General features: G+C 67.8%; 19 protein-coding genes and 1 pseudogene. 7 read left to right on the top strand and 13 right to left on the bottom strand.

The window, feature by feature from the left end; genetic code table 11:
- Positions 1-116: 116 nt before the first annotated feature.
- Together E5206_RS00740 and E5206_RS00735 are read left to right on the top strand one after the other, a co-directional pair.
- A pseudogene (locus E5206_RS00740) lies at positions 117-295 on the top strand (sugar kinase); the annotation flags it as partial.
- Between the two features lie 135 nt (positions 296-430).
- Positions 431-1,627, top strand: a complete 1,197-nt coding sequence (locus E5206_RS00735) for an MFS transporter (RefSeq protein WP_136320811.1) — start codon at positions 431-433, stop codon at positions 1,625-1,627.
- 201 nt (positions 1,628-1,828) lie between these two features.
- Here E5206_RS00735 and aceB read toward each other — a convergent pair whose 3' ends face one another.
- Together aceB and aceA are read right to left on the bottom strand one after the other, a co-directional pair.
- Positions 1,829-3,493, bottom strand: a complete 1,665-nt coding sequence (aceB, locus tag E5206_RS00730) for a malate synthase A (protein WP_136320810.1) — start codon at positions 3,491-3,493, stop codon at positions 1,829-1,831.
- Positions 3,494-3,751: 258 nt separating this feature from the next.
- Positions 3,752-5,083 (bottom strand): isocitrate lyase, encoded by a 1,332-nt coding sequence (gene aceA, locus E5206_RS00725; RefSeq protein ID WP_136320809.1) that lies wholly within the window; start codon positions 5,081-5,083, stop codon positions 3,752-3,754.
- Positions 5,084-5,228: 145 nt separating this feature from the next.
- On the opposite strand from aceA, the gene E5206_RS00720 reads away from it, so the two are divergent.
- Entirely contained in the window at positions 5,229-6,740 is a 1,512-nt protein-coding gene (locus E5206_RS00720) for an XRE family transcriptional regulator (RefSeq protein WP_136320808.1), read from the top strand.
- Positions 6,741-6,806: 66 nt separating this feature from the next.
- Here E5206_RS00720 and E5206_RS00715 read toward each other — a convergent pair whose 3' ends face one another.
- Positions 6,807-8,048 (bottom strand): IS110 family transposase, encoded by a 1,242-nt coding sequence (locus E5206_RS00715; protein ID WP_136320807.1) that lies wholly within the window; start codon positions 8,046-8,048, stop codon positions 6,807-6,809.
- Positions 8,049-8,513: 465 nt separating this feature from the next.
- Between E5206_RS00715 and E5206_RS00710 the strand changes: the two genes are divergently transcribed.
- Entirely contained in the window at positions 8,514-10,262 is a 1,749-nt protein-coding gene (locus E5206_RS00710) for a pyruvate dehydrogenase (RefSeq protein WP_136320806.1), read from the top strand.
- An 85-nt stretch (positions 10,263-10,347) separates the two neighbouring features.
- Here E5206_RS00710 and E5206_RS00705 read toward each other — a convergent pair whose 3' ends face one another.
- Together E5206_RS00705 and E5206_RS00700 are read right to left on the bottom strand one after the other, a co-directional pair.
- The gene (locus E5206_RS00705; RefSeq protein WP_240690089.1) at positions 10,348-11,130 is read right to left on the bottom strand and encodes an ABC transporter permease; all 783 of its coding nucleotides are present in this window, start codon (positions 11,128-11,130) and stop codon (positions 10,348-10,350) included.
- On the bottom strand, positions 11,130-11,921 hold the full coding sequence (locus tag E5206_RS00700) for an ABC transporter ATP-binding protein (RefSeq protein WP_136320804.1): 792 nt from the start codon (positions 11,919-11,921) through the stop codon (positions 11,130-11,132). Before E5206_RS00700 ends, E5206_RS00705 begins: the two co-directional genes overlap by 1 nt.
- Positions 11,922-12,148: 227 nt before the next feature.
- Here E5206_RS00700 and E5206_RS00695 point away from each other — a divergent pair, with 227 nt between their 5' ends.
- A complete protein-coding gene (locus tag E5206_RS00695; protein ID WP_136320803.1) occupies positions 12,149-12,844 on the top strand; it encodes a queuosine precursor transporter in 696 nt (231 codons plus the stop codon).
- Between the two features lie 39 nt (positions 12,845-12,883).
- Here E5206_RS00695 and tgt read toward each other — a convergent pair whose 3' ends face one another.
- The 6 genes from tgt to E5206_RS00665 all read right to left on the bottom strand — a co-directional run bounded on the left by tgt (position 12,884) and on the right by E5206_RS00665 (position 19,361).
- The gene (gene tgt / locus E5206_RS00690; protein ID WP_136320802.1) at positions 12,884-14,152 is read right to left on the bottom strand and encodes a tRNA guanosine(34) transglycosylase Tgt; all 1,269 of its coding nucleotides are present in this window, start codon (positions 14,150-14,152) and stop codon (positions 12,884-12,886) included.
- Between the two features lie 54 nt (positions 14,153-14,206).
- Entirely contained in the window at positions 14,207-14,932 is a 726-nt protein-coding gene (locus E5206_RS00685) for an SRPBCC domain-containing protein (protein WP_136320801.1), read from the bottom strand.
- An 84-nt stretch (positions 14,933-15,016) separates the two neighbouring features.
- Positions 15,017-16,033 (bottom strand): DUF6707 family protein, encoded by a 1,017-nt coding sequence (locus tag E5206_RS00680; protein WP_136320800.1) that lies wholly within the window; start codon positions 16,031-16,033, stop codon positions 15,017-15,019.
- A gap of 312 nt (positions 16,034-16,345) precedes the next feature.
- Entirely contained in the window at positions 16,346-17,944 is a 1,599-nt protein-coding gene (locus E5206_RS00675; protein ID WP_136320799.1) for an IS1182 family transposase, read from the bottom strand.
- Positions 17,945-18,031: 87 nt separating this feature from the next.
- Positions 18,032-18,571: an NUDIX hydrolase family protein gene (locus tag E5206_RS00670; protein WP_136320798.1), complete on the bottom strand. Its 540-nt coding sequence runs from the start codon at positions 18,569-18,571 to the stop codon at positions 18,032-18,034.
- Positions 18,572-18,614: 43 nt separating this feature from the next.
- The gene (locus E5206_RS00665) at positions 18,615-19,361 is read right to left on the bottom strand and encodes a VOC family protein (protein WP_136320797.1); all 747 of its coding nucleotides are present in this window, start codon (positions 19,359-19,361) and stop codon (positions 18,615-18,617) included.
- A gap of 90 nt (positions 19,362-19,451) precedes the next feature.
- Here E5206_RS00665 and E5206_RS00660 point away from each other — a divergent pair, with 90 nt between their 5' ends.
- Complete coding sequence (locus tag E5206_RS00660; RefSeq protein ID WP_136320796.1) at positions 19,452-20,051, top strand: YdeI/OmpD-associated family protein; 600 nt, start codon at positions 19,452-19,454, stop codon at positions 20,049-20,051.
- Between the two features lie 74 nt (positions 20,052-20,125).
- On the top strand, positions 20,126-20,881 hold the full coding sequence (locus E5206_RS00655) for a phosphatase PAP2 family protein (protein WP_136320795.1): 756 nt from the start codon (positions 20,126-20,128) through the stop codon (positions 20,879-20,881).
- Here the strand turns inward: E5206_RS00655 and E5206_RS00650 are convergent.
- Both E5206_RS00650 and E5206_RS00645 read right to left on the bottom strand, forming a co-directional pair.
- Positions 20,878-22,770 (bottom strand): glycogen debranching N-terminal domain-containing protein, encoded by a 1,893-nt coding sequence (locus E5206_RS00650; RefSeq protein ID WP_136320794.1) that lies wholly within the window; start codon positions 22,768-22,770, stop codon positions 20,878-20,880. The two genes, E5206_RS00655 and E5206_RS00650, sit on opposite strands and share 4 nt — an antisense overlap.
- A 70-nt stretch (positions 22,771-22,840) precedes the next feature.
- On the bottom strand, positions 22,841-23,977 hold the full coding sequence (locus tag E5206_RS00645) for an ABC transporter ATP-binding protein (protein ID WP_205760036.1): 1,137 nt from the start codon (positions 23,975-23,977) through the stop codon (positions 22,841-22,843).
- Positions 23,978-24,006: the final 29 nt, after the last annotated feature.

Below are 24,006 nucleotides of genomic sequence, written 5' to 3'. Positions count from 1 at the left end.
GCTACTGCGTGAAGGCCGCATCGAAGGAGGTGTTCGACGCGCGGGAAGCCATACTTCTTCAGCGCAGCGAGCGCCGGCAGGGCCTGAAGGCGGACAACGGCGGCGACGTGTTGCGCCTCGTGTCCGGCGTGCGCGAAGTGGTCTACCGGCGCTCGCTGCCTTGGCGACGACCCATCTGCGGATTGGCCTGTCTGTGGCCGGCGACGAGGCCGCCATCCGGGGCGCCAGCCAGATGGTCACCCAGTACGTCCTCTCGCCTGCGGTGATCGACGCGACCCTGCAGGCCGCGGGCTGAACCGGCCCGGGTGCGCCGTCACGGACTCTCGGGCTGTCACGTTGTGCCTGTCATGTTCCGTGGACGGCGGGGGCGCGTGATAGCAATGGGACTGATGAAACCACAATCCTTCCCGCTGGCCGAGCCGCGGCACCCATGAGTTCGAACCGCATCCTTTCCAGGGCGACCCCCGGCTGGATCCTGCTGCTCTCGATCGGGCTCATCGCCCTGAACATGCGCGGCCCCCTCGTGGCGGTGGCGCCGGTGGTCGGTGCCATGAAGCAGGACCTCGGGTTTTCTCCCGCGGAACTGGGCTACCTCACCGGTATCCCGGTGTTGTGCTTCGCCCTGGCCGCGCCGCTGGCTGCCTTGACCGGGAGGAAGCTGGGGCCGGAGTTCGCCATCACGCTCACCTTGCTCGGTGTGTTCCTCGGCGTGGTGGTGCGGTCCTCGGGCGGCGGCGCCCTCGTTATGCTCGGCACCGTGATCCTGGGCATCGCCATCACGGTGGGCAACATCGTCGTCCCGCTGATCATCCGGCGTGACTTCACGCCGGCCCGCCAGGGTGCGGCGATGGGGGTCTACACGGCGGCACTGAACATCGGTTCCTTTATCACAGCCATGGTGACGGCGCCCCTGGCCGAGCTGCTCGGCTGGCGCCTGGCGCTGGCTTCCTGCGGTGTCTTCGCCCTGGCAGCGGCGGCGTTCTGGGCGCTGGCCGTGCGCCGCCGGGCCTTCGTGCCCGAGGCCGTTCCCGGAGCGGATCCGGCGCGGCCGGCAGGCAAGCCGGCGTCGCGGTGGATCACGGCAGGCCTTACCGCCGGGTTCGCCGGCCAGGCCTTCTCCTACTACGGGGTGACGGCGTGGCTGCCCAGCCTGCTCGCCGACGAGCTCGGTATGGCACCGTCGGCCGCCGGCGCCGGGTCCTCGCTGTTCCAGATTTTTGCGATCGTCGGCGGACTCGGGGTGCCGTTCGTCGCCCGCTATGTCAGCACGACGACGGCGGGCCTCGCCCTGGGGGCGTTGTGGCTGAGTGTCCCGGCGGGCCTGCTGCTGGTCCCTGGACTGTGGTGGCTGTGGTCCTCATTCGGCGGCGTCGCCCAGGGCGGCGGCATCACGCTGATCTTCATTGCCATCATCAGGCTCGCCCGCGACCAGGCCTCGGCGGGCCGGATGTCCGCCGTCGTTCAGGGCGCCGGCTACTCCTTCGGTGCTGTGGCACCGACCCTGCTGGGCTATGTGCACGGTGTCTCCGGATCCTGGACCGGGCCGCTGTTGATCATCCTTGGCTCGACGGCTGCGTTCACCCTCGGCACCGCCCTCTCGCTGCGCCACGTCCCGAAGCGGCACTAGCGGCTGGCTTTGGCGCCGGGATGAAAGCTAAGGCCCATGTTTCGTGTGGAAACATGGGCCTTAGCTGATCTCCCGATGAAGTTGTGGGGAGGTGCTCCGCCGCTGGGCCGCCGCCCCGGATCTCGGGGTGCCTGTTGCGAAGGGCGTGGCGCCCCAGCTGACGGAAATCTATCCGGACTTTGCTGCTCCGTCCGAGGCCGTTCAGGCCGGCAGGAGCGTGGGGTCGTCGCTGGCGATGTCGACGCCGTCGCGCGCCTCGTGCAGGAACCTGTCGTAGGCCGGAAGCGTCAGGAAGGCCGGGAACTCGTTGCCGAGCGTGACTTCCTCGAAGATGTCCCGCGCGTCGGCGAAGCGGTCCCCTTCGAAGCGTTCCAGCTTGGCGAACTCCTCATCGAGCATGTTCTCCACCCACTCGCGGGTGATGACGTCGCCCTTGTCCGTGATGGCGCGGGAGAAGATCCACTGCCACAGCTGTGAGCGGGAGATCTCCGCGGTGGCGGCGTCCTCCATCAGGTTGTGGATGGCCACGGCGCCGTTGCCGCGCAGCCAGGACTCGATGTAGCGGATGCCCACTTCGATGTTGTTCCGGATGCCCTGTTCGGTGATGGTGCCGGTGGTGGAGGCGATGTCGAGGAGGGCGCGGTCGTCGGGGGTGACATCCTCGCGGAGGCGGTCCAGCTGGTTGGGGCGGCCGCCGAGGACGCCGTCGAACACCTCGCGGCACACCGGAACCAGGTCCGGGTGGGCCACCCAGGAGCCGTCGAAGCCGTCGCCGGCTTCGCGGGTCTTGTCCGCCCGGACCTTCTCGAAGGCGATGGCGTTGGCCTCCGGGTCCTTGCGGTTGGGGACGGCCGCGGCCATCCCGCCGATAGCCATGGCGCCGCGCTTGTGGCAGGCCCGGACGAGCTGTTCGGTGTAGGCGCGCATGAACGGCTGGGTCATGGTGACCTGGGCCCGGTCCGGCAGGACGAACCGCGGTCCGCGGGTGCGGAAGTTCTTGATCAGGGAGAAGATGTAGTCCCAGCGGCCGGCGTTCAGGCCCGCGGCGTGCTCGCGCAGTTCGTAGAGGATCTCTTCCATCTCGAACGCCGCGGTGATGGTTTCGATCAGCACGGTGGCGCGGATGGTGCCCTGCGGGATGCCGAGGAGGTCCTGGGCCAGGACGAAGATGTCATTCCACAGCCGGGCCTCGAGGTGGTTCTCGATCTTGGGCAGGTAGAAGTACGGTCCCTTGCCTTGGGCGATCAGGCGGTGGGCGTTGTGGAAGAAGTACAGGCCGAAGTCCACGATGCCGCCGGCGATCGGGGTGCCGTCAATGAGCATGTGCTTTTCCGGCAGGTGCCAGCCGCGGGGCCGGACCACGATCGTGGGCAGCTCACCGGCGGGTCGCAGCTTGTACTCCTTGCCTTCCGGGGAAGTGAAGTCGATGCGGCGTTCCAGGGCGTCGGTGAGGTTGAGCTGGCCCTGGATGACGTTGCGCCAGGACGGGGTGGAGGAGTCTTCCATGTCGGCGAGCCAGACCTTGGCGCCGGAGTTCAGCGCGTTGATGGTCATCTTCTTGTCCACCGGGCCGGTGATCTCCACGCGGCGGTCCTCCAGGCCCGGAGCAGGGGGAGCGACGCGCCACTTCGGATCGTTCCGGACGGACTCGGTCTCGGACAGGAACCGCGGGTCCTGGCCCTTGCCGATCTGGGTGCGGCGGATCTGGCGGGCCTTCAGCAGTTCCCGGCGCCGTTCCGCGGTGGCCTTGTGCAGCTTGGCGATGAACGCCAGCGCGTCCGGCGTGAGCACCTCGCCCTGCCGGCAAATCGGCTGTGCCGCCAACGTGATCCCGTTGATGGTGAAGTTGTCAGTGAAGCTGTTCATTTCAATCTCTCCCTGAGAAGCAAATGATCGACGGCGATTGGTGTGGTGCGGCTTGGGACCGGGAAAGGCAATCCTCCGCGTGCTATTCCCCATCCCCGTCTGGGCCTCGCAGAGCTCGGCCAGACGAGGACAGGGCCCCTTTTACGCACGCTTCCGGATCACCTTACCCGGGCCCCCGATGGCATAAGCACCAATGGTGCCGGCCGCCGTCGTGCCTTCCGGTGAGTGTTCTGGACACCTCACCTTGGGCGGGGAATATTAGTGGAACTGGCCTTCTTCGGTGGATCCCACCAGGGCCAGGGTGGATGCGTTCGGGTTGAGCGCGGTGGCGATGTCGTCGAAGTAGCCGGTGCCGACTTCGCGCTGGTGTTTGGTCGCGGTGTAGCCGCGGGATTCGGAGGCGAATTCCTTCTCCTGCAGCTCGACGTAGGCGCTCATGCCTTCACGGGCGTAGCCGTGGGCGAGGTCGAACATCGAGTAGTTCAGGGCGTGGAAGCCGGCCAGGGTGATGAACTGGAAGGTGAAGCCCATGGCGCCGAGTTCGCGCTGGAACTTCGCGATCGTGGCGTCGTCGAGGTGCTTCTTCCAGTTGAACGACGGCGAGCAGTTGTACGAGAGCATCTGGTCCGGGAAGTCGGCCTTGACGGCTTCGGCGAACTTGCGGGCCAGCTCCAGGTCCGGGGTGCCCGTCTCCATCCAGATGAGGTCGGAGTACGGGGCGTAGGCCTTGGCGCGGGCAATGCAGGGTTCGATCCCGTTGCGGACCTTGTAGAAGCCCTCGGCGGTGCGCACCGGCTGTCCGCCTTCGCGGATCACGAATTCCTGGTCGCGCGGGTCGACGTCGGAGGTGATCAGGGTGGCTGCCTCGGCGTCGGTGCGGGCGATGATGACGGACGGGGTGCCGGCGACGTCGGCGGCCAGGCGGGCGGCGTTCAGGGTGCGGACGTGCTGCTGGCTGGGGATCAGGACCTTGCCGCCGAGGTGGCCGCACTTCTTCTCCGAGGCAAGCTGGTCTTCCCAGTGCACACCGGCGGCGCCGGCCTGGATCATGGACTTCATCAGCTCGTAGGCGTTCAGCGGGCCGCCGAAGCCGGCCTCGGCGTCGGCGACGATCGGCACCATCCAGTCCTCGACGGTCTGGATGCCTTCGGAGAATTCGATCTGGTCGGCGCGGAGCAGCGCGTTGTTGATGCGGCGGACCACGGTCGGCACCGAGTTGGCCGGGTAAAGGGACTGGTCCGGGTAGGTGTGGCCCGAGTTGTTGGCGTCAGCGGCGACCTGCCAGCCGGAAAGGTAGATGGCGCGGAGGCCGGCCTTGACCTGCTGCACGGCCTGGTTCCCGGTCAGGGCGCCCAGGGCATTCGTGTACTTGCCGGTCTTGTGCTCTTCGCTGAGCTGCTTCCACAGCTTCTCGGAGCCACGGCGGGCCAGGGTGTGCTCCTCGGAGACACGGCCGCGGAGGCGGACGACGTCGGAAGCCTTGTAGTCCCGGGTCACACCTTCCCAGCGCGGGTTGGCGGCCCACTCGAGCTCCAGGGCGGCGGCCTGCTCTTCGGGCGTCTGCTGGGTGGGCTCAAATGCTGCAGTCATCTTTGTCTCCTTGGTTGTGCCCCGTGAGCCGGCCCGTCCTGCGTCTTTGCAGTCGGGGCCAGCTGGTCCGGAGCGGTGTTTCTTTCCGTAAGACCTACTTTTCTTTACTTTCAAGGGGGTTACTAGACCTAAATCATGGAAAGAAATGCACTTCTTCGCGTATTCTGAAGAAATGCACTCAGCCAGTTGGAACCGCCAAGCATCGTCCGCCTTGACTCCCACGGTGCCCGAGGTGGATGTCATCAGCATGGGCCGCCGCGTCCGCCACCTCCGCAAAGCCGCCGGACTCACCCTCGATGACCTGAGCGCCGCCGTCGGGACCGCGCCGAGCCAGCTGAGCCTGATCGAAAACGGCAAGCGCGAACCTAAGCTGGGCCTGCTCCAGCAGCTTGCTGCCGCGCTCGGCGTCAGCATCGACGAACTGCTCGGGGCGGAGCCGCCCAACCGGCGCGCGGCACTGGAGATCGAGCTGGAACGCTACCAGCGCAGCCCGATCTACGAATCCCTCAAGCTGCCCAAGATCCGGATCAGCTCGCGGCTGCCGATGGATGTGCTGGAGTCGATGGTGGGCCTGCAGCACGAGCTTGAGCGCCGGCTGAACGAGCAGATCGCGACGCCGGAAGAGGCCCGCCGCGCGAACGGCGAACTGCGGGCGATGATGCGCGAACGGAACAACTATTTCCCGGAGTACGAGGCCGAGGCGCAGAAGGTCCTCGCCTCGGTCGGGCATACCAGCGGCCCGCTGTCCCACCACGTCATCGCGGACATCGCCGGGCACCTCGGTTTCAGCCTCCACCATGTGAGCGACCTGCCGCATTCCACCCGTTCGGTGACTGATCTGAAGAACCGTCGAATTTACCTGACCCAGAACTCACGCAGCGACCACGACCCCCGTTCGGTCCTCCTGCAGGCTCTCGGGCACTACGTCCTGGGCCACCAGACCCCCAGCAACTACGGGGATTTCCTGATGCAGCGCGTGGCCACAAACTACTTCGCCGCGGCGCTGTTGCTGCCCGAGCAGGCCACCGTGGAGTTCCTGCAGAAGGCAAAGCAGGCCAAGGAAATTGCGGTCGAGGACATCCGGGACGCCTTCGCCGTGTCCTATGAGACCGCGGCGCACCGCTTCACCAACCTTGCCACCCACCATCTGGGTCTCCGCACCCACTTCCAGAAGACCCACCAGAGCGGCATCATCTACAAGGCCTATGAGAACGACGGCGTGACGTTCCCCCAGGACCATACGGGCGCGATCGAGGGCCAGTTCTCGTGCCGGAACTGGACGTCCCGGGTGGTGTTCGATGTAGCGGACAAGTTCAGTGCGTACAACCAGTACACGGATACCCCGGCGGGAACCTACTGGTGCACCGCACGGACGGAGCGCTCGGTCAACGGCGAGTTCTCGCTCTCGGTGGGCGTGCCGTACGCGGAGGTGAAGTGGTTCCGCGGCCGGGATACGACCGAACGGTCCAAGTCCACGTGCCCGGACGAGAACTGCTGCAAGCGCCCGCCGGCGGCGCTCGCGTCCGAATGGGCGGGGAACGCGTGGCCCTCGGCGCGGGCGCACTCGCACCTGCTCGCCGCCATGCCGCCAGGTGCGTTCCCCGGCGTGGACGAGACCGAGGTCTACTCCTTCCTGCAGGCGCATTCCGGGAGCTGACGCGAAAATTGTGGTGACGTGGGATGGGTGCGCCCGGGGCAGGTTGTTGACGGTGCGGGTATGGCCCTAACCGGTCCGTTGCAGAGGCTCGAGGATCACCTGATAGCCGAGGTTTTCGAGCTGTTGAACGGCTCTTTCTTTGCTGCGCAGCGGCTGGCGGCGGGTGTAATAGTCGGGGCCCGGGTCGACGTAGCACTCTCCGGTGGTGAGCATGTGCCAGATCGAGATGAGCATGGAATGCTCCACCGCGACGAGGGCTTTCATCGGCCCGCGGCGGGACTTGATGCGCCGGTACTTCGCCCCGAGATACGTGGTTTGGGAGCGGGAGACCGTCAGGGCCGCGGTGCCCAGCGCCCGTTTGAGGTAGCGGTTTCCGGGTCTTGTTTTGGTTGACTTGACCCGTCCTGCGGATTCGTTGGCCCCGGGCGCCGTCCCGCCCCAGGAGGCGAAGTGCCCGGCGGTGGGAAAGACGGTCATGTCGGCCCCGGTTTCGGCGATGATGACCTCGGCGGTGCGGGTGCTGATGCCCGGGACGGTCGCCAGCAGTTCCCGGGCGGCGCTAAAAGGCTTCATCTGTTCCTCGATGCGGGCATCGAGGCGTTGGAGGTCCTTGGTGTGGGCATCGACCCGGTCCAGGAACAGCCGGGCCATGAACGCGTGGTGTTCGTTGAACCGGCCGGTGAGGGCCTCCGTCAGTGCGGGGATCTTCCGGCGCATGCCCCTCTTCGCCAGATCGGCCAGCACGGCAGGGTCGTTCTGGCCCTCGATCAGGGCCTGGAGCATCGCCCTGCCGGAGACACCGGTGATGTCTGTTGCGATCGAGGAGAGCTTGATCCCGGAATCCTCCAGCATCTTCTCCAGCCGCTGGACTTCGCGGGAACGTTCATCGGTGATCGCGGTCCGGGCCCGGGTCAGATCACGCAGCCGGCGGATGTTCTCCGGCGGGACCAGGCAGGCGTGCAGTAGGCCGTGCGCGCCGAGCTGGGCGAGCCAGGCCGCGTCGGAAACGTCCGTCTTCCGGCCCGGGACGTTCCTTGCCTCTTTGGCATGAACCAGCTGAACGTTAAGCCCCTTGTCTTCGAGCAGAAAGTAGAACTGGCGCCAGTAATCCCCGGTCGCCTCAATCACCACCAGGCCCACATCCTGGGCCAGCAGGTAGTCGGCCAACCGGTTAACCTCGTTCGTCATCGCCCCCCATGTCGTGATCTCCTGGCTCGTTTTCCCGCGGTCGCCCGTGATCCGCACGCAGGCCTTCGCGTCCCGCTTGGACACATCCAGTCCCGCGCACCGTTGATACAGAACATCCATCGCTTCACCATCCGTTTCGCCGCCGTTGAGTAGGGAGCGTGTACCGGAAAGGAGAGCAAAAAACAGTAATCTGACGCTCGTGCTCATGGGCAACATTCCACGGTCCCCGCGGAAACAGGCTCTCCACCACCAGGCTGACATACAGGCTCACGGCACCACAGGGAGACCAGGGTCGTATCCGGAACACAGCAGCAGTATCAGCCCGCTTCGCATCCGGAACAAGACGGGCCGGCACGCACAACAGGACGACCGAGGAATTTTCCCGTTCCACGGCGGGACGAGCGAAGCCGGCCCTGAGCGGCTGATATGTAGGTCCAGTTGCCGCAGGACGCTCCCTCAGGTTCTGCCGGCTGCCACCGGACGCTCCCTCAGATCAGCTGCGGGAGTGTTTCAGGGCAGCGTTCCACCCGCCCGGACTATATTGGCCGTATCAGCCAACAGATCCGATTGCGGGAGCGTCCACCCATGGCCAAGGAACTTGCAACCCAGCTCGTCGAACAACTCCAGGCTGCCGGCGTGCAGCGTATCTACGGCATAGTCGGCGACAGCCTGAACCCGATTGTCGACGCCGTCCGGAAGACCGGCGGCGCCGGCAACGGCGGAATCGACTGGATCCACGTCCGGCACGAAGAGGCCGCGGCTTTCGCCGCCGCGGCGGAAGCCCAGCTGACCGGCCGGCTCGCGGTGTGCGCCGGCTCGTGCGGGCCCGGAAACCTGCACCTGATCAACGGGCTCTACGATGCCAACCGCTCCGGAGCACCGGTCCTGGCCATTGCCTCGCACATTCCCAGCAAACAGATCGGCAGCAGCTACTTCCAGGAAACGCACCCGGACCGGCTCTTCACCGAATGCTCGGTGTATTCCGAACTGATCAGCACCGCCGAGCAGGCGCCGAGGGTGATGCACAGCGCCATCCAGCACGCCATCGCGCTCCGGGGAGTCGCCGTCGTCACCCTTCCCGGTGACATCGCCGGGCTGGAAGCAACGGCCGCCACCCCGGCTCCTGCCGCGTTCCGGCCGGCGACGCTGTCGCCGGATCCCGCCAGCGTGCAGGAACTGGCCGACGCCATCAACGCCGCCGAAAAGGTGGCAATCTTTGCCGGGGCCGGCGTGCAGGGCGCGCATGATGAGGTCATTGCCTTGGCCGAACTGATCAAGGCACCGATCGGCCACTCGCTCCGCGGCAAGGACGTCATGCAGTATGACAACCCGTATGACATCGGCATGACGGGGCTGCTGGGGTACGGCGCCGCCGCCGAGGGGATCGAGGACGCGGACCTGCTGATCCTGCTGGGCACCGACTTCCCCTACGACCAGTTCCTCCCCGGGACACGCACGGCACAGGTGGACCGGGCCGCCCAGAAGCTGGGCCGGCGGACCGACGTCGATGTCGCCGTGCATGGCGATGTCCTCCCCACACTCGCCGCGCTGAAGCCGCTTCTCCAGGCGAAAAAGAGCCGCCGCTTCCTCGACGCCATGCTGAAGAAGCACGACCGGCTCATGAACAAAGCCGTCGGAGCCTACACGCGCAAGGTGGAAACGAAAGAGCCGATCCACCCCGAGTACGCCGCCTCGCTGCTTGACCAGGTGGCGGCGGAGGACGCGATCTTCACCGCCGATACCGGCATGTGCAATGTCTGGACCGCGCGGTACATCAACCCGCTGGGCACCCGCCGGCTGATCGGCTCCTACCTGCACGGCTCGATGGCGAATGCGCTTCCGCATGCCATCGGCGCCCAGTTGGCCTACCCCGGGCGCCAGGTCGTCTCGGTGTCGGGCGACGGTGGCCTCTCGATGCTCCTGGGTGAGCTCATCACCGTCGCCGCACACCGGCTGCCGGTGAACGTGGTGGTGTTCAACAACTCCACCCTGGGCATGGTCAAACTGGAAATGCTGGTGGACGGGCTCCCTGACTTCGGCGTGGACGTGCCCGACGCCAACTATGCCGCGGTGGCCCGGGCCCTGGGGTTCCATGCCATCCGCGTCACCGACCCGTCCAAAATCGAGGCTGCGTACCGGGAAGCCTTTGCTCACCCGGGCCCGTCGCTCGTGGAACTGATCACGGATCCCAAGGCGCTCTCGATTCCGCCGAAGATTAAGGGCGCGCAGATCCTGGGCTTCGCCACGGCCATGTCCAAGGTGGTCCTCAACCGGGGCGCCGGCGAGGCAGTCAGCATGGCACGGAGCAACCTGCGCAACATCCCGCGGCGCTGAGCCGGCAGCGAATTCGCCGGAATGCCGTAGCTGATCACCTACCCGGTGCCCGGCACTGCGGACGACGGCGGGTGGCCGGCCCCGGCTACTGGGCGTTGTCCGCGAAGCGCAGTTGCAGGATCGTGCCGGCGACGCCCGCCATGAACGTCCCCGCGAGTACCGCGTTGCTGCCCCCCGGCAGCGATTCGGCGGGGTCGGCCACCACTCCGATCAGCAGCGGGACGATCGAATAGGGGAACCACTCCGCCCAGCCGGTCCTGCCGAACAGGTTGCCCAGGGCCAGCATCACCAGCGAGAAGGCGATGGGGGCCACCTCGCCCCGGCTCCACACGGCGATCCAGGCGACCATGGGCGCGAGCAGGAACGCGATCGCCGGAGCGAGCAGCAGCTTTGCGATTCCGGTCGCGGCCAGCTCCGCCGAGAACCCCGGCAGCCCCATCGCGAGTCCGATCGCCAGCGCTTCGACCAGGACGAGAGCGACGAGCGCCATCCACCAGACCGCCGCGACCAGCAGCTTGGCGACGACGAACCAGTGACGGCCCACCGGCAGCGCGAGCATGTTCTTGGCGGTGGCGTCACGGTACTCACGGCCAAACAGGTAGGCGACAATGAACGCCAGCAGCAGCATCCCGCCGATGCCAAAGATCAATGTGAGCATGTAGAAATACGCGGGCCACGTCGCCTCGATCCCCGCGAGGCTCGCTTTGGTGCCCAGAAGCCCCAGCTGGGCCGCCCGCCCCGGTTCACGCACGATCCAGATGAAAAGTGCGATGCCGGGCGGCATCAGCGCGAACACCGCCAGGGTGGCCCACGTCGTCCTGGAACGGCGGAGCTTCATAAACTCGGTGGCGAGAACCTGCCCGAACATCAAGCATCGCCACTCTTCGGGCCATCGCCCGTGCGCGCCAGGAAGTAGCGCTCCAGATCCAGCGAGAGCAGCGCCTGCTCCCGCTCTTCCGGTGTGTAGGCGTCCGCTGCAAAGGCGCGGGCCTTCGCGGCAAGTTCGTCACGCGATGACTCCTCGATGAGGCGGCCGTCGTGAACGATGCCGATACGGTCCGCCAGGTGGGCGACCTCGGCGAGGTTGTGGCTCGACATAAAAACGGTGACACCGTGCTCGTCGGCGAGCGAACGGAGCAGTTCGCGGATCTCGACAATACCGGCCGGATCGAGCCCGTTGGCGGGCTCGTCGAGCACCAGCAGTTCGGGGGAGTGCAGCAGTGCGCGGGCGAGCGCGAGGCGCTGCTTGTTGCCGAGCGAGAGCTGCCCGGCGCGCCGGTCCGCGTAAGGACCGAGGCGGAGCAGCCCGATCGAGCCGGCGACCGATCGCGGCGACGAGCCGGTGAGGCGGCGCTGGATGTCGAGGTTCTCGCGCACGGTGAGGTTGGGATAGGCGGTCGCGGTCTCGACCAGGAAACCGATGCGCGAGAACACACCGGTCTCGCCAGGCACAATGCGCCGGCCGAGAACGGTGATCTCCCCGCCGCTGGGACGGATGAGGCCGAGCAGCATGCGGATGGTCGTCGTCTTGCCCGCCCCGTTCCTGCCGAGGAACCCGTAAATCTCGCCCCGCCGGATGTCGAGGTCGAGCGAGTCGACGGCGGCGACGCCGCGGTACCGCTTGACGAGGGCGCGGGTGGAAACCGCGGTGTCAGGCATAGGTCTCCTTCATGGCCCCATCCTGCCACCGCGCCCGGAACGTTCACAGTGCGGGATGAACAGTATGGCGGCTCCAGCGGCACCCCGTGCCAGCGGAGGATGCGAGAATGGAGGGCGGTCCGGGTGGTTGTTCTGCCGGGGCCGTCCAGTGCTAATACAGCCGGCCGCCGGCCGCGTTCCCATCGAGGATCCGGGCAGCCGAGCGAACCACTACGAATGGAACACCCATGACTTCTGCCAAGACCCTCCCGGCTGCAGCGCCCCCCAAGTTCGCCTCGATCGGTTCCCCGTATTTCGGCATCCTGCTGGCCTTTATGGCCGTGGTTCTGATCCTGTCCAACATCGGGGCGGCCAAGGGCGTGGCGATCGGCCCGATCATCACCGACGGCGGCTTCTTCCTGTTCCCGCTGGCCTACATCCTGGGCGACGTCATCAGCGAGGTCTACGGCTTCAAGGTGGCGCGCAAAGCCATCTTCACCACCTTTGCCCTGTCCGTCTTCGCGTCGCTGTGCTACTGGATCATCATCGCGCTGCCCGGCTTCGACGACGAGTTCGGTGCCTCCAAGCAGGCCGCCCTGGAAGGTGCGCTGGGCCCCGTCCCGCAGATCGTGCTGGCCTCGCTGCTGGCCTTCCTGGCCGGCCAGACCATCAACTCCTGGATCCTTGTGAAGATGAAGGCTCGCACGGGGGAGAAGTCCCTGTGGGCCCGGCTGATGGGGTCTTCCGGCGCGGGCGAGTTCGTGGACACGCTGATCTTCTGCAGCATCGCCGCGTCCGTGATCGGGATCAGCGACGCCGGCATGTTCGTGAACTACGTCCTGGTCGGCTTCGTCTACAAGACCCTCGTGGAGTTCCTCTTCGTGCCGCTGACCTCGCTGGTGATCCGCTGGATCAAGAAGCGCGAACCGAGCTACGGGGCGTAGGCGGCCGGCGCATTCCGGCGAGTTCGACGGCGGCGCGGACTACGGGTAGTACCGCCCCAGCGTTTCGGCTTTGAACTCGAAGAAGTTCCCGGCCTCGATGGCCAGGCGGGCGTCGTCGACCATCTTCACCACGAAGCGCTCGTTGTGGATCGAGATCAGGGTGGCCGAAACAATTTCCTTGGCCTTGAACAGGTGGTGGATGTAGGCCCGGGAGTAGTTCAGGCAGGCGTAGCAGTCACAGCCTTCCTGCAGCGGGCCGAAGTCGCGCTTGTACTTGGCACCGGAGAGGTTGTACCGGCCGGTGGGCGTATAGAAGGCCGAGTTGCGGGCCACACGGGTGGGGGACACGCAGTCGAAGGTGTCCGCGCCGTTTTCGATGGCCGTGAAGATGTCGTCCGGTTCGGAAATGCCGAGCAGGTGCCGGGGCTTGTTCTCCGGCAACTCCTCATTGCACCAGCGCACGATCGTGCCCAGATTCTCCTTCTCCAGTGCCCCGCCGATCCCGAAGCCGTCGAAGTCCATGGCACCGAGGTCCCGGCAGGCCTTGCGCCGCAGGTCCTCGTACTGGGCGCCCTGGATGACGCCGAACAGCGCCTGGTACGGCTTGCCCGGACGCTCCGACGTCAACCGGAAGTGCTCGGTGAGGCACCGCTCGGCCCAACGCCGGGTCCGCTCCAGGGACTCCTCCTGGTAGCCGCGGGAGTTCTGCAGCGTGGTCAGCTCATCGAAGGCGAACATGATGTCCGCGCCGATCTGGTGCTGGACATTCATGGAGATCTCGGGGCTGAAACGGTGCCGGTCCCCGTTGAGGTGGCTCTTGAACCACACGCCTTCCTCGTCCACGTGGGCCAGCCGCTCCTTGCCGGGAGCGACGGCGTCATCCGGGCCCGAGGTATCCACCAATTTCATCTCGATGACCTTCTTGAACCCGGAGCCCAGGCTCATCACCTGGAACCCGCCGGAGTCGGTGAAGGTGGGGCCGGGCCAGTTCATGAATGCGCCGAGCCCGCCGGCCTCGTCCAGGACATCCGCACCGGGCTGGAGGTAAAGGTGGTAGGCGTTGGCCAGCACGGCCTGCGCCCCCAGCTCGGCGATGGACTCCGGCAACACGGATTTGACCGTGGCCTTGGTGCCGACGGCGATGAACGCCGGCGTCCGGATTTCGCCGTGCGGGGTGGTGATGGTGCCGGTGCGGCCCAGGAACTCCCCGCCGTTGGCGGTGAGCTGCGCGGCCGACGGCGGGCACGTTTCACTCAGGCGTTTGCCCACGCGGAAGGAGAATTCGGACTGCCGGGCGGGTGGGAGCATCGGTTTAGGGTTGGCTGGCACCGTTCAAGTGTGCCAGCTATCACCCCGCAAGCCTTAGTGCAGCGGATCGGATGTGGGGTAGTTCTCAGCCCGCCACTTGTCCCAGTAGCCGCGGATCGCCTCGAGCCGGTGGGCCCCCAGATCGTAGCTGGAGACGATCACGAGCGAACCGCCGTCGGGCCGGATATCCGGGATGGCGGGCTGGTCCGCCACGATCACCAGGCCTTCCCCGTGCTCGGCGTAGCTGTGGACCGTCAGGCCCACCTGGTGGTTGCTCCGGAACCACACCTTGCCCGAGACGTCCTCGCCGGTGGCCAGGGTGAGCGAGTACGGTTCTCCGGGCGCCGGGACGTCGCCGAGCCCAAGCTTCTCGATGGCCGAGCCGTCGCTCCCGGGCACGGAGAAGAAGAATGTCTTCCGCTTCCCGTGCGGGTGGTGCTCAAGGGCGAAGCGCAGCTGCTGCAGGAACGTCAGCCAGCCCTGGGTAATGTCCTCGTCCCAGGCGGCCCACTCGGAATTGTGGTCGACCGCGGCCCTCGTGACGCTGACTTCCGTGCCGGTGGGGACCGGCTTCAGCGTGAAGATGTCTCCGCCGTTGACCACCAGGGACGTGTGGTCGGCGCCTTCGACGACATTGGGGCTGAAGTAGATCTCGTTGATTTCGGCGGCCAGGTCATCGGCCTCCCAGCCGTGCCACTGGGCCACTTTGGCGGGTTCGCGCAGCATCGTCCAAACCTGCTGCGCATCGGAATTGATCACAACGCTCAGATTGTTCGTCATGGGGTGAATCTACAACGACCGGCCGTGAGGGGGTAGGGCCCTCCGGCTGTCGCTTGGCACCGCGCTGGCCGAACACAGGGAGCCTCAGGCGCGGACCGACTCCAGTTCATTGACGATCCGGCGCTCCAGTTCCTGGGTGCCGATGGTTTCCGAACCGCCGTGGGCGCGCAGGAAGAGCAGTGATTCGAGCCGCAGCCGCCGCCACTCACGCTCCGCATCCGGGTTCGAGTTGTCGATGGAGCGGAAGACTTCCTTGTCATACAGGTTCGGCTCGTTGAGGAGGCGCTGGCGCACCTTCGCGTTGATCCGGGCCTTGAACGGGTCCGTTTCCATCGTGTCGGGCGCCCGGAGGAACCTCTCATAGGCCGCGGCCCGCTCCTCCTGCCCCAGCTGCCGGCAGATGTAGCTGGACAAGGCCAGCGATGACTCAACCGAGGTCCAGCGGCCCGGGTTGCCGTCGAAGGGCAGGACATTGAGCAGATCCGCGACGGCGAGGGCGTGCTCGGGGTCCTTGAGGATGATGAACAGCTCGTGGGCCAGATCGCTGAGGTCCTTGAGGCAGCTGCCGGACTTGGTGTTGATACCCTTGGCCAGCCGCTCGCCGAGCAGCTGCACCCCGGGTGAGCCGGGATGCGCCTCGGCCACTGCCTCGATCACGGATTCGGGGGTTCCCTCGGGGGCCGGGATCAGGGCAAGGTCATCTTCGCCCGGACTGCCCAGGGCGGGCGGGCCGGCGGGAAGCGGCGGAACAACGACGGCGGGGGGTGCGGTGGCGCCGTCGGCCGGCTCCTCACCGCTGTGCCCGGAACCGCTGTGTCCGGAACCGCTGTCCGCGGGCGGCCCGGCTACAGCGGCGGCCGGCGGTTCCGTGTCCGGCTCGTCCACCGTGAGCAGGACCGTCGAACCGGCCGCGATCCGCAGCATACCGCCCCCGGTGAGGGTCGCCAGGACGATGGCGGACGTACCGAAATCGTCCGTTTCAACGTCCACGCGCTGGATTTCGGCGGAGCGGTCTCCGCCGGGCAGGAGCAGCTGGTCGCCGGCCTGCAGAGATCCAGCCTGCTGTTCTTTGTAGTTCCGGAAGGCTGGGGGGTGGGTCATCGGGAGTCCTTAAAGTCTCTTGCGGTCCACCCAACAGTCTACAAAGGCGGCGGCGTGAAGCTGGGACGCACGCGTTGCTTCGAGCGTTCCGGGGCCCCGCCCGGGCCGCCCGGAGGCTCCTAGGAGCGCGCTGAACTAATGGCTGTTTGAGGGGCCGGTTCGGTGTCTGGGCGTCCGGGGCGGCCCCTTCGTCGTTTCGGGGGTTCGGGCGGGACGGGCGTTTTCCGGTCGCCGGCCCGTTTGGAGTATCGGCGGCGGGGGCGTGGGTGCCTTCGCCGGCGGTGCCCGGAGGGCGCGGCTGGCGCCCCGGGGCTATGCGATGGCCCAGGCGCCCTCCCGGACGGTCAGCCCGAGGCTGAGGAGGCGTTTGAGGTTCACCGCGCCGGCCCGGAGCCGGAACCAGGCATCGTTTTTCGCCACGCCGAGGTAGCGCAGGCGCCGGTTGTTCCCGGCGGTGAGCCACGCGATGGAGCGTTCGACCATGGGCCGGTGCTGTTTGTAGTCGGACTGGAAGTCCTCGTTCCGGGCTGCGGCGCGGTGGGCGCGCATCAGTTCGTGGTCGGGATGCAGTTCGATCTTGCGGCCGCCTGCCGCGGTCGTGCACCTGTCTTTCAGCGGGCACCCGCGGCAGGCGGCGCCGAAGGTGACGCGGCCCTTGGCCGTGATCCTGCGGCTGAGCCCGTTCGGGCAGGTCAGCGTCCCGGCGGCCTTGTCGTAGGCGAAGTCATCGATCGTGAATCCGCCGGCGATGGCGGCGGCCAGCGGTTTGGGTTTGACCAGGGCCCGGTGTCCGGCCGCGGCGAGGGCCTTGAGCATGTCCCCGGTGCCGTAGGCCGAATCACCGAGGGCGTCCACCTGCTGGTTTTCCTCCACCGTCGGGTCCGCTGACAGCAGCCCGGCCCCGGCCTCGGCATCCGAGGAACCGGGGCCGGCGGCCTTCGTTACCGCGGCGGCAGTCACGATCCCGGTCCCGGGCTCGTTGACGATGTGTGCCTTGTATCCGTCCCGCATCGCCTTGCGGGTCTTGTGGGCGTGCCGCGCGTCGGGGTCCACGATGGAGATCATCCGGTCCGGGGCGGTTTTCCGGGCGATCTTCCACCGCCCGTCCGTGCCGTCCGAGTCCTCGGCCGGTTCCACGTCCTGCCCGGCAACCAGCGCCAGCAGCGCATACGCTTCGGCGGCCTTCGGATCGCCTGCATCGGAAGGATCGCCGGGGTTTTTGTCGAACTGCTGCGGGTCCACCGCCGCCAGCAGCGCCAGCGCGTCGTTGACCAGGGCGGAGATCAGCTCGTCCCTGGCCTGCGCGTCGTCCCAGGCGATGTCCGGTTTCCCGGCACGGGTGTAGTCGTACCCGGTGGCGTGGGCCGCGATCAGGTCCTTGCCGCCGGGCACATCGCGGCCGAAGCGGCGCACGGCGGCGATCAGCTGCGTGACGGTGTCCTGCCGTGCGACCGCGTCATCCAGGACCGTCGAGTCAAGTGCCCTGCGGTTGCGGCCCTTGAGGATCCCGGTGGCGGTGACGACTTCGGTGACCGCGTCCATGATCCGGTGCGGGTTCGCGCTTGCCGCCAGGCGCTTGCGCCAGTACACGAGCGTGGTCGGGTGGAACGCGGTATCCGTCAGCGCGTACCCGCAGGCCGCCTTCCACCGCAGGTCATACGTCAACGCCTCGGCGGTCTCCCGGTCCGAAAGCCCCTGCAGGGCCTGCAGCACCAGCACCGAGCCGATCACCGGCGCCGGCACCGAGGGCCTGCCCCGCTTCGACCCGAACAGGTCCTCCATCATCGAATCAGGGAACAACCGTCCCCGGTGTTCGGCCAGGAACGCGAAAACGCTGCCCGGGGCCAACAGCTCCCCGGCCAGCGCCTCCACGTCCAACAGCGTCCGCTGTTCCCGCTCACGTCCTTGCATAAGACCAGTCTTAACCACCGGGCCGGCAAGTCCAGCAGGCACGCCTTAAACCTTCGAGATTACCGACGCAAATTGTTCAGCACCCTCCTAGTTGCCCACGCCGGCGAAGGCCAGCGCCTGGCGGATGAGGGCGCCGCGGCCCCCGCTGAACTCGAGCTGCACGTCCGAGCCCATGACTTCCTGCGGCGTCATCCAGGTCAGCTCGAGGGCGTCCTGCCGCGGGGAACAGTCGCCCGTGACCGGGATGATGTAGGCCAAGGCGACGGCATGCTGCCGGTCATCGGTGAAGCCCGTCTGCGAGGGGGACGGGAAGTATTCAGCCACGGTGAACGGGACGGGGCTGATCGGCAGCTGCGGAAACGCCAGCGGGCCGAGGTCCTTCTCCATGTGGCGGAGCAGGGCGGCACGGATGGTCTCTCGGTACAAGACCCGGCCCGAGACCAGGGAACGGATCATGGTGCCGTCCTGGTCGGCCTGCAGCAGGGTGCCGACCTCGTTCACGAACCCTAGCGGATCCAGCCGGACCGGGACGGCCTCGACGTAGACCATGGGCAGCCTGCCGCGCGCCTCAAACAAATCGTCTTCGGAGAGCCAGCCGGGATTCGGGTCAGGAGTGCGAACGTTCATGGTTAAGTTCTACCCCATCGCGATGGGTCCGGCGTTGTCACACTCAGGCAGGCCCCCGTGCCGAGGCAATCCAGAGGGTCGGATGGTGGGCGGCAGCGCCTTCCGCATCGGGGTTGGCCACATGCAGCGAACGGCTGAAGGCCTCCTCGGTCAGGGCCACGTCATGCCCCGCCTCGGCAAGCCGGTTCCGCAAGCCATCCAGATCGCCGTCGTATTCGAAGCCCAGGCCGGCCCGCCCGGGGCCGGCAGCCGCACGGACCATCAGGACCCCGCCGTTCTTCGCCGTGAAGTCAGCAGTTTCGTCGTTGTCCGGGACGGGGCGCGGCCGGGCGCCAATGCTGCGCAGCGTTCCGGCTGCCCCCGCGGCATCCTCGGAGAACCACACCCCGACGACGGCGATGGCCGGATCCGCCTCCGCGGACCCGGCCCAGGTGCCGTCGGCCGCGCGCACCGCAGGATCGGCCAGGAAGCTGAAGCCGTCCGTGGCGGTAATGCGGCACGAGGAGCCGTGGTCCGCCTCGATGACCTCCGCGGTGGTACCCCCGCCGACTGCCCCGGCCTCGTTGGTCCGCCGGGCGAACTCTTCCGGATCGCCGACTTCCACCCCGAGGCTCGTGGTGCCGTCTGCCGCGGAACCCTCCTCGGTGAAATGGAGCGCCAGGCGGCCCGAACCGGCGTCGAACTCGCGCCAGGTGGCCTCGTCGGAGGTCTTGACCAGACCGAGATCGAGGAGGAGCCGCTCCCACTGGTCCAGGCGGGATGTGAAGTGGACGGGCCTGACACGCAGCATCGTTGCTCCTCGGGTGGGACGGGTTCCGGCTCTTAGGGATATGGTGCCACCAAAGCGGCGCTTCTGCTCCGCCTGGTACAAAATGAAGGCATGGCTGCTGAGCTTGAGGAACTGCTGGTGAAGGACGCCGCCGCGTGGCGCGCATGGCTGCAGGCGCACCACGCGGAGAGTCCGGGCGTGTGGCTGGTGCTGCACAAAAAGGGCGGCTCGGTCACGGAGCTGGACTACGAGGCCGCCCTGCTGGAGGCGCTCTGCTTCGGCTGGATTGACGGCCAGGGCAGGCGCCGGGACGAGGCGACCTCGTTCCAGCGGATGACCCGCCGCGGGCCCAGGAGCGCGTGGTCGGCGCGGAATGTGGAGCGGGTCGGGCGGCTCGAAGCCGCCGGGAAAATGACTGCGGCAGGCCGTGCCGCCGTCGAGGGCGCCAAGGCGGACGGGCGCTGGGAAGCGGCGTATTCCGGGGCGGCGACGGCGGAAGTCCCCGCGGACCTCGCCGCGGCCATCGCGGCCGAACCCCGGGCGCAGGCCATGTTCGAGGTCTTAAGCTCGGTGAACCGCTATGCCCTGATCTACCGCACCAACGCGGTCAAACAAGCCTCGACGCGGGAGCGGAAGATTGCCGGCTTCGTGGAAATGCTGGCCCGGTATGAAACCCCGTACCCGCAAGCCAAGCGGCCCCAGGCCCCATAGGCCCCCAGCCCGATCCCAGCAATCTGCCAGCGGACGCCCGGGCTACCGGCAGCCACAGCTGGCAGAATCGGCTGATGCCTGCTGTCCGCCGTGTGCCCCGCGCTCCGTCCGCTCCGGCACGGCGCGCCCGCACCGGTTCCCAGCGCAGCCTCTTCTTCGGGGCAGCAGGCCTGCTGGTGGCTGGCGATGCGTTCTTCTGGTTCATCCTGGCCGCGGTCCAGTCGGACAGCGGACCGGCCGCCCTTGACAGCCCGGTGCATGACGGACTGGTGGGGTCCCGCAACCCGCTGGCCACCGGCGTACTGACGGCAGTGGCCACCGTGACGTCCCCGCTGTGGATGGCGCTGATCGGGTTGGCGATCGCCCTTGCATGGGCGGCATGGAATCGCGAAATCTGGCGGCCCGGCCTGCTGATGGGGGCGATGGCGGCATCCTTCGGGCTCTCCACCCTGATCGGGCACGGGGTGGACCGAGCCCGCCCCTCGGCGGGCGATTTTATGCTGGGCCCGGCCGATAGCCTTTCATTCCCCTCGGGGCATACTTTCGGCGCCGGGGTCTTCCTCCTCGTCCTTGCCTACCTGTTCGTGGCGGGCCGCGCGAAGCCGACGACGGCGGTGCTAGCCTTCGCGGGGGCAGCGGCCGGAACCGCCGTGGTCGCCCTGGCCCGGCTGTACCTGGGCTACCAGTGGCTGACCGATGTGCTTGCGTCACTGGGGCTGGCCGTGGCTGTTACCGGGACCGTGATTCTGGTGGACGGACTCCGCACGGCGCGGTCCGCGGGCAACGCGGGCGCCCCGCGCGTCGGAGCGGGTCCCGCGGAAGCGCCCTAAAACCTGGTGCCCAGTGCCTGGGCGATCACCACGGCCGAGGCTGAGGACCAGGCCTGCGGGTGGCACGACGCCGGGTACGGCACCGCACGGCCGGATTCCTCGGAGCCCACTCCGGCGAAGAGCTCCGGCAGCCGGTGTCCGAAGGAGCCTGACGCGTCCAGCAGGCCCTCGGCGAGGATCCGCGCTTCGGTGCTGAAACCCTCCGCGAGCAGCCCGCGGACCGCAATGGCGGTGTCGTGGCTCCAGACCGAGCCGCAGTGGTAGCTGAAGGGCCAGAAGCCCGCGGCCCGGCGCGAGATGGTGTGCACACCGTAGCCGGAAAACAGCTCCGGGCTGAGCAGCCGGTCCGCTACGAGCCGGGCTTCGGCAGCGTCCAGGATCCCGGTGCCCAGCAAGTGCCCCATGTTGGAGGCCGGGATGTCCAGGGCTGCGCCGTGCCCGTCCAGGGCCATGGCAGGGAACGGCCCGCCGTCGTCCTCCACCCAGAACCGCTCCCGGAAATTGTGCCGCAGGGCAGCGGCGAAGTCCCGCAATGCCTGGCCGCCGGGTTCCCCGTAGGCATCGAACAGCCCGGCAGTTTCCAGCGCGGCCTGGTAGGCGTAGCCCTGGACCTCGGAAAGGGCGATCGGGCCGTCGGCCGGGCGCCCGTCGCGGAACTGCATGGCGTCCGCGGAATCCTTCCAGCCCTGGTTGCTCAGGCCATGCCCGGTGGCGTCCTGGTAGCTGAGGAACCCGGGGTTCGCACCGCCGGCCGTGTTTACGCCTGCGGCGTTTAACAGCCATTCCGCCGCCCGCGCCGCGTTGGGCAGCAGGGAACGGACCGCGTCGTCGTCCGTTCCGGCGCGGCCCAGCTCGCCGAGCAGGCACAGCCAGAGCGGCGTGGAATCCACGGCGCCAAAGTACACGGGGGGAAGGTGCAGGCCCTGGCTCTCCAGTACCAGTTCGCCGGACCTCAGCTCATGCAGGATCTTGCCCGGTTCCTCGGCGGACGCAGGATCATTGCGTGTGCCTTGGAAGGCGGCCAGGGTGCACAGCGTTCCGGCGGCAAGGCCGGCGTCGAGTGGCATCAGCAACCGTGCGGCCCACAGCGAGTCCCGGCCGAAAAGGGTGAAATACCAGGGTGCGCCGGCGGCCACGAAGGACGCGTCAGGCAACTCCCGGGTGGCCAGGCGGAGGCCGGCAAGCTCATCGAGGGAGTTGTCCAGGAGCAAGCGCAGTGCCCCCGTCGGCTCAGTGCGGGGCCGCCGCGATGCCGGCGGACGCGCGGCAACCACGGCGTCCCCGCTGTCTGCCAGCACGGCCTGCCATTCAGCCTCGAAGGGCCGCCCACGGCCCGCAGTTCCCCGCCACAGGAGCCGTTCTCCCCAGGTGACGCTGCCGGGGGAGGCCACCGTGAGCGATTTGCCGCCGTCGCGCCAGCGGAGGGCGGAGTCGTCGGCCGAGAACGGCTGGAACGGATCCCGGAAGCGGCTGAGGCGGATCCCGGACATTTCGGTGAAATCGGCGGCGAGCTGCACCTGGATTTCCACGTCAAGGGCCTCGAGTGAGGTGCTCAGCTGCAGGGAATGGCGGACCACGCCGGGGGTGACGGTCCAGGTCTGGAGCAGCTCGACGGCGGGGTCCTCCGTGGGGCCTGCGATGCCGCGGACGATTCCCCGGACGCGCAGCACGCCGCCCGGCTCGACCTCGACCGTGGCCGGTTCGGGCTCCAGGCCGTTGACCCGGACCTCGGCCCGGCACAGCATCCGGGTGTCCCCATGGAGGAGGCCTGTGAACCATCCCGCACCGGAACCGCCTCCGCTGGCCATGCGTCCGTCGGCGTCGAGCCACAACTGGGTGGGGGCCGCGACGGCACAGTGCTGGCGGTGAAGGGCCGGCTGAACAGTCATGGGCCCACCCTATGCCGGGGGCAGGACGGTCTCAATGGAGCACGGGGGCTGTGGCGTGCCGGTGCGGGACTCATCCCTGCGGCAGGTCCTCCAACGGGAAGGCCACGGCCTCGCCCACGACGCGCAGGCGGAGTTCGGTGCCGGGGCGGGCGATGGAGGCATTCCAGTGCCGGATGGTGATGACTTCGCCGCCGCCGGGGTAGCGGTGATCGGCTACGGCTCCCTCGGCGAGGACCGGCGGAACGGGGAGCTGGAGCCGCACCGTGGTTTCAGGGCCGAAGTAGTCGGTATCCACGACGGTGCCGCGGATGGGGCCGTCCTCGGTGATCCGGATCTGCTCGGGACGGAGCATCAGCTGGACCCGGCCCTGGGCGGGAGGCCTGCGCACCGGGATGCCGCCCAGCGAGCAGGTGGCCAGGGAGCCTTCCATCCAGGCATCGAGGATGACGGCGTCGCCCAGGAACTCCGCGGTGGCCCGGTCCGCCGGGCGGGTGTAGACGATGAACGGGTTGCCGATCTGGGCCAGTTTCCCGTCCCGCATGACGGCGACCTGGTCCGCGAAGGACAGGGCCTCACCCTGGTCATGCGTCACTAGGATCGTGGTCACGCCGGCGTCCTTCAGCACTTTGCCGACCGCCCTCCGGGTGGCCACCCGGAGGCCGGCGTCGAGCGCGGAGAACGGCTCATCCAACAGCATGAGTTCCGGCTCGCGGGCCAAAGCGCGGGCCAGCGCGACGCGCTGCTGCTGGCCGCCCGAGAGCTCGTGCGGGCGCCGCTTGGCCATGGCCGGGTCCAGGGCGACCATTTCCAGCAGTTCACCGACCCTGGCCTGGACCCCGCGGTGCCTGCCGGGGAGCTTTGCCGCGTCGAGGCCGAAGGAGATGTTCTGCCCGACGGTCAGGTGGGGGAACAGGGCGCCGTCCTGCGCCACGTAGCCGACATGGCGTTTATGCGCCGGGACCCAGACGCCATCGCCCGCCACCTTGCTGCCGTTGAGCGAGATGCTGCCGGTGTCGGGATGCTCAAAGCCGGCAATCAGCCGCAGCAGCGTGGTCTTGCCCGAACCGGAGGGGCCGACGATCGCCGTCGTCCCACCCTGGGCCACCGAGAGATTGACGCCCTTGAGCACGGCCTGGGAACCGAAGTTCTTGGTGACGGCGGTGATCTCCAGGTGGTTATTGGTGCTGGGGGCCACGGACGCGGCGATCCGGGGCTCTGGGAGCCGCGAAGGCGAAT

This window comes from Arthrobacter sp. PAMC25564 (assembly GCF_004798705.1).
GTDB lineage: Bacteria > Actinomycetota > Actinomycetes > Actinomycetales > Micrococcaceae > Arthrobacter.
Note: the sequence above shows the minus strand (reverse complement) of the source record. Positions and strands in the feature narration are given on the sequence as shown.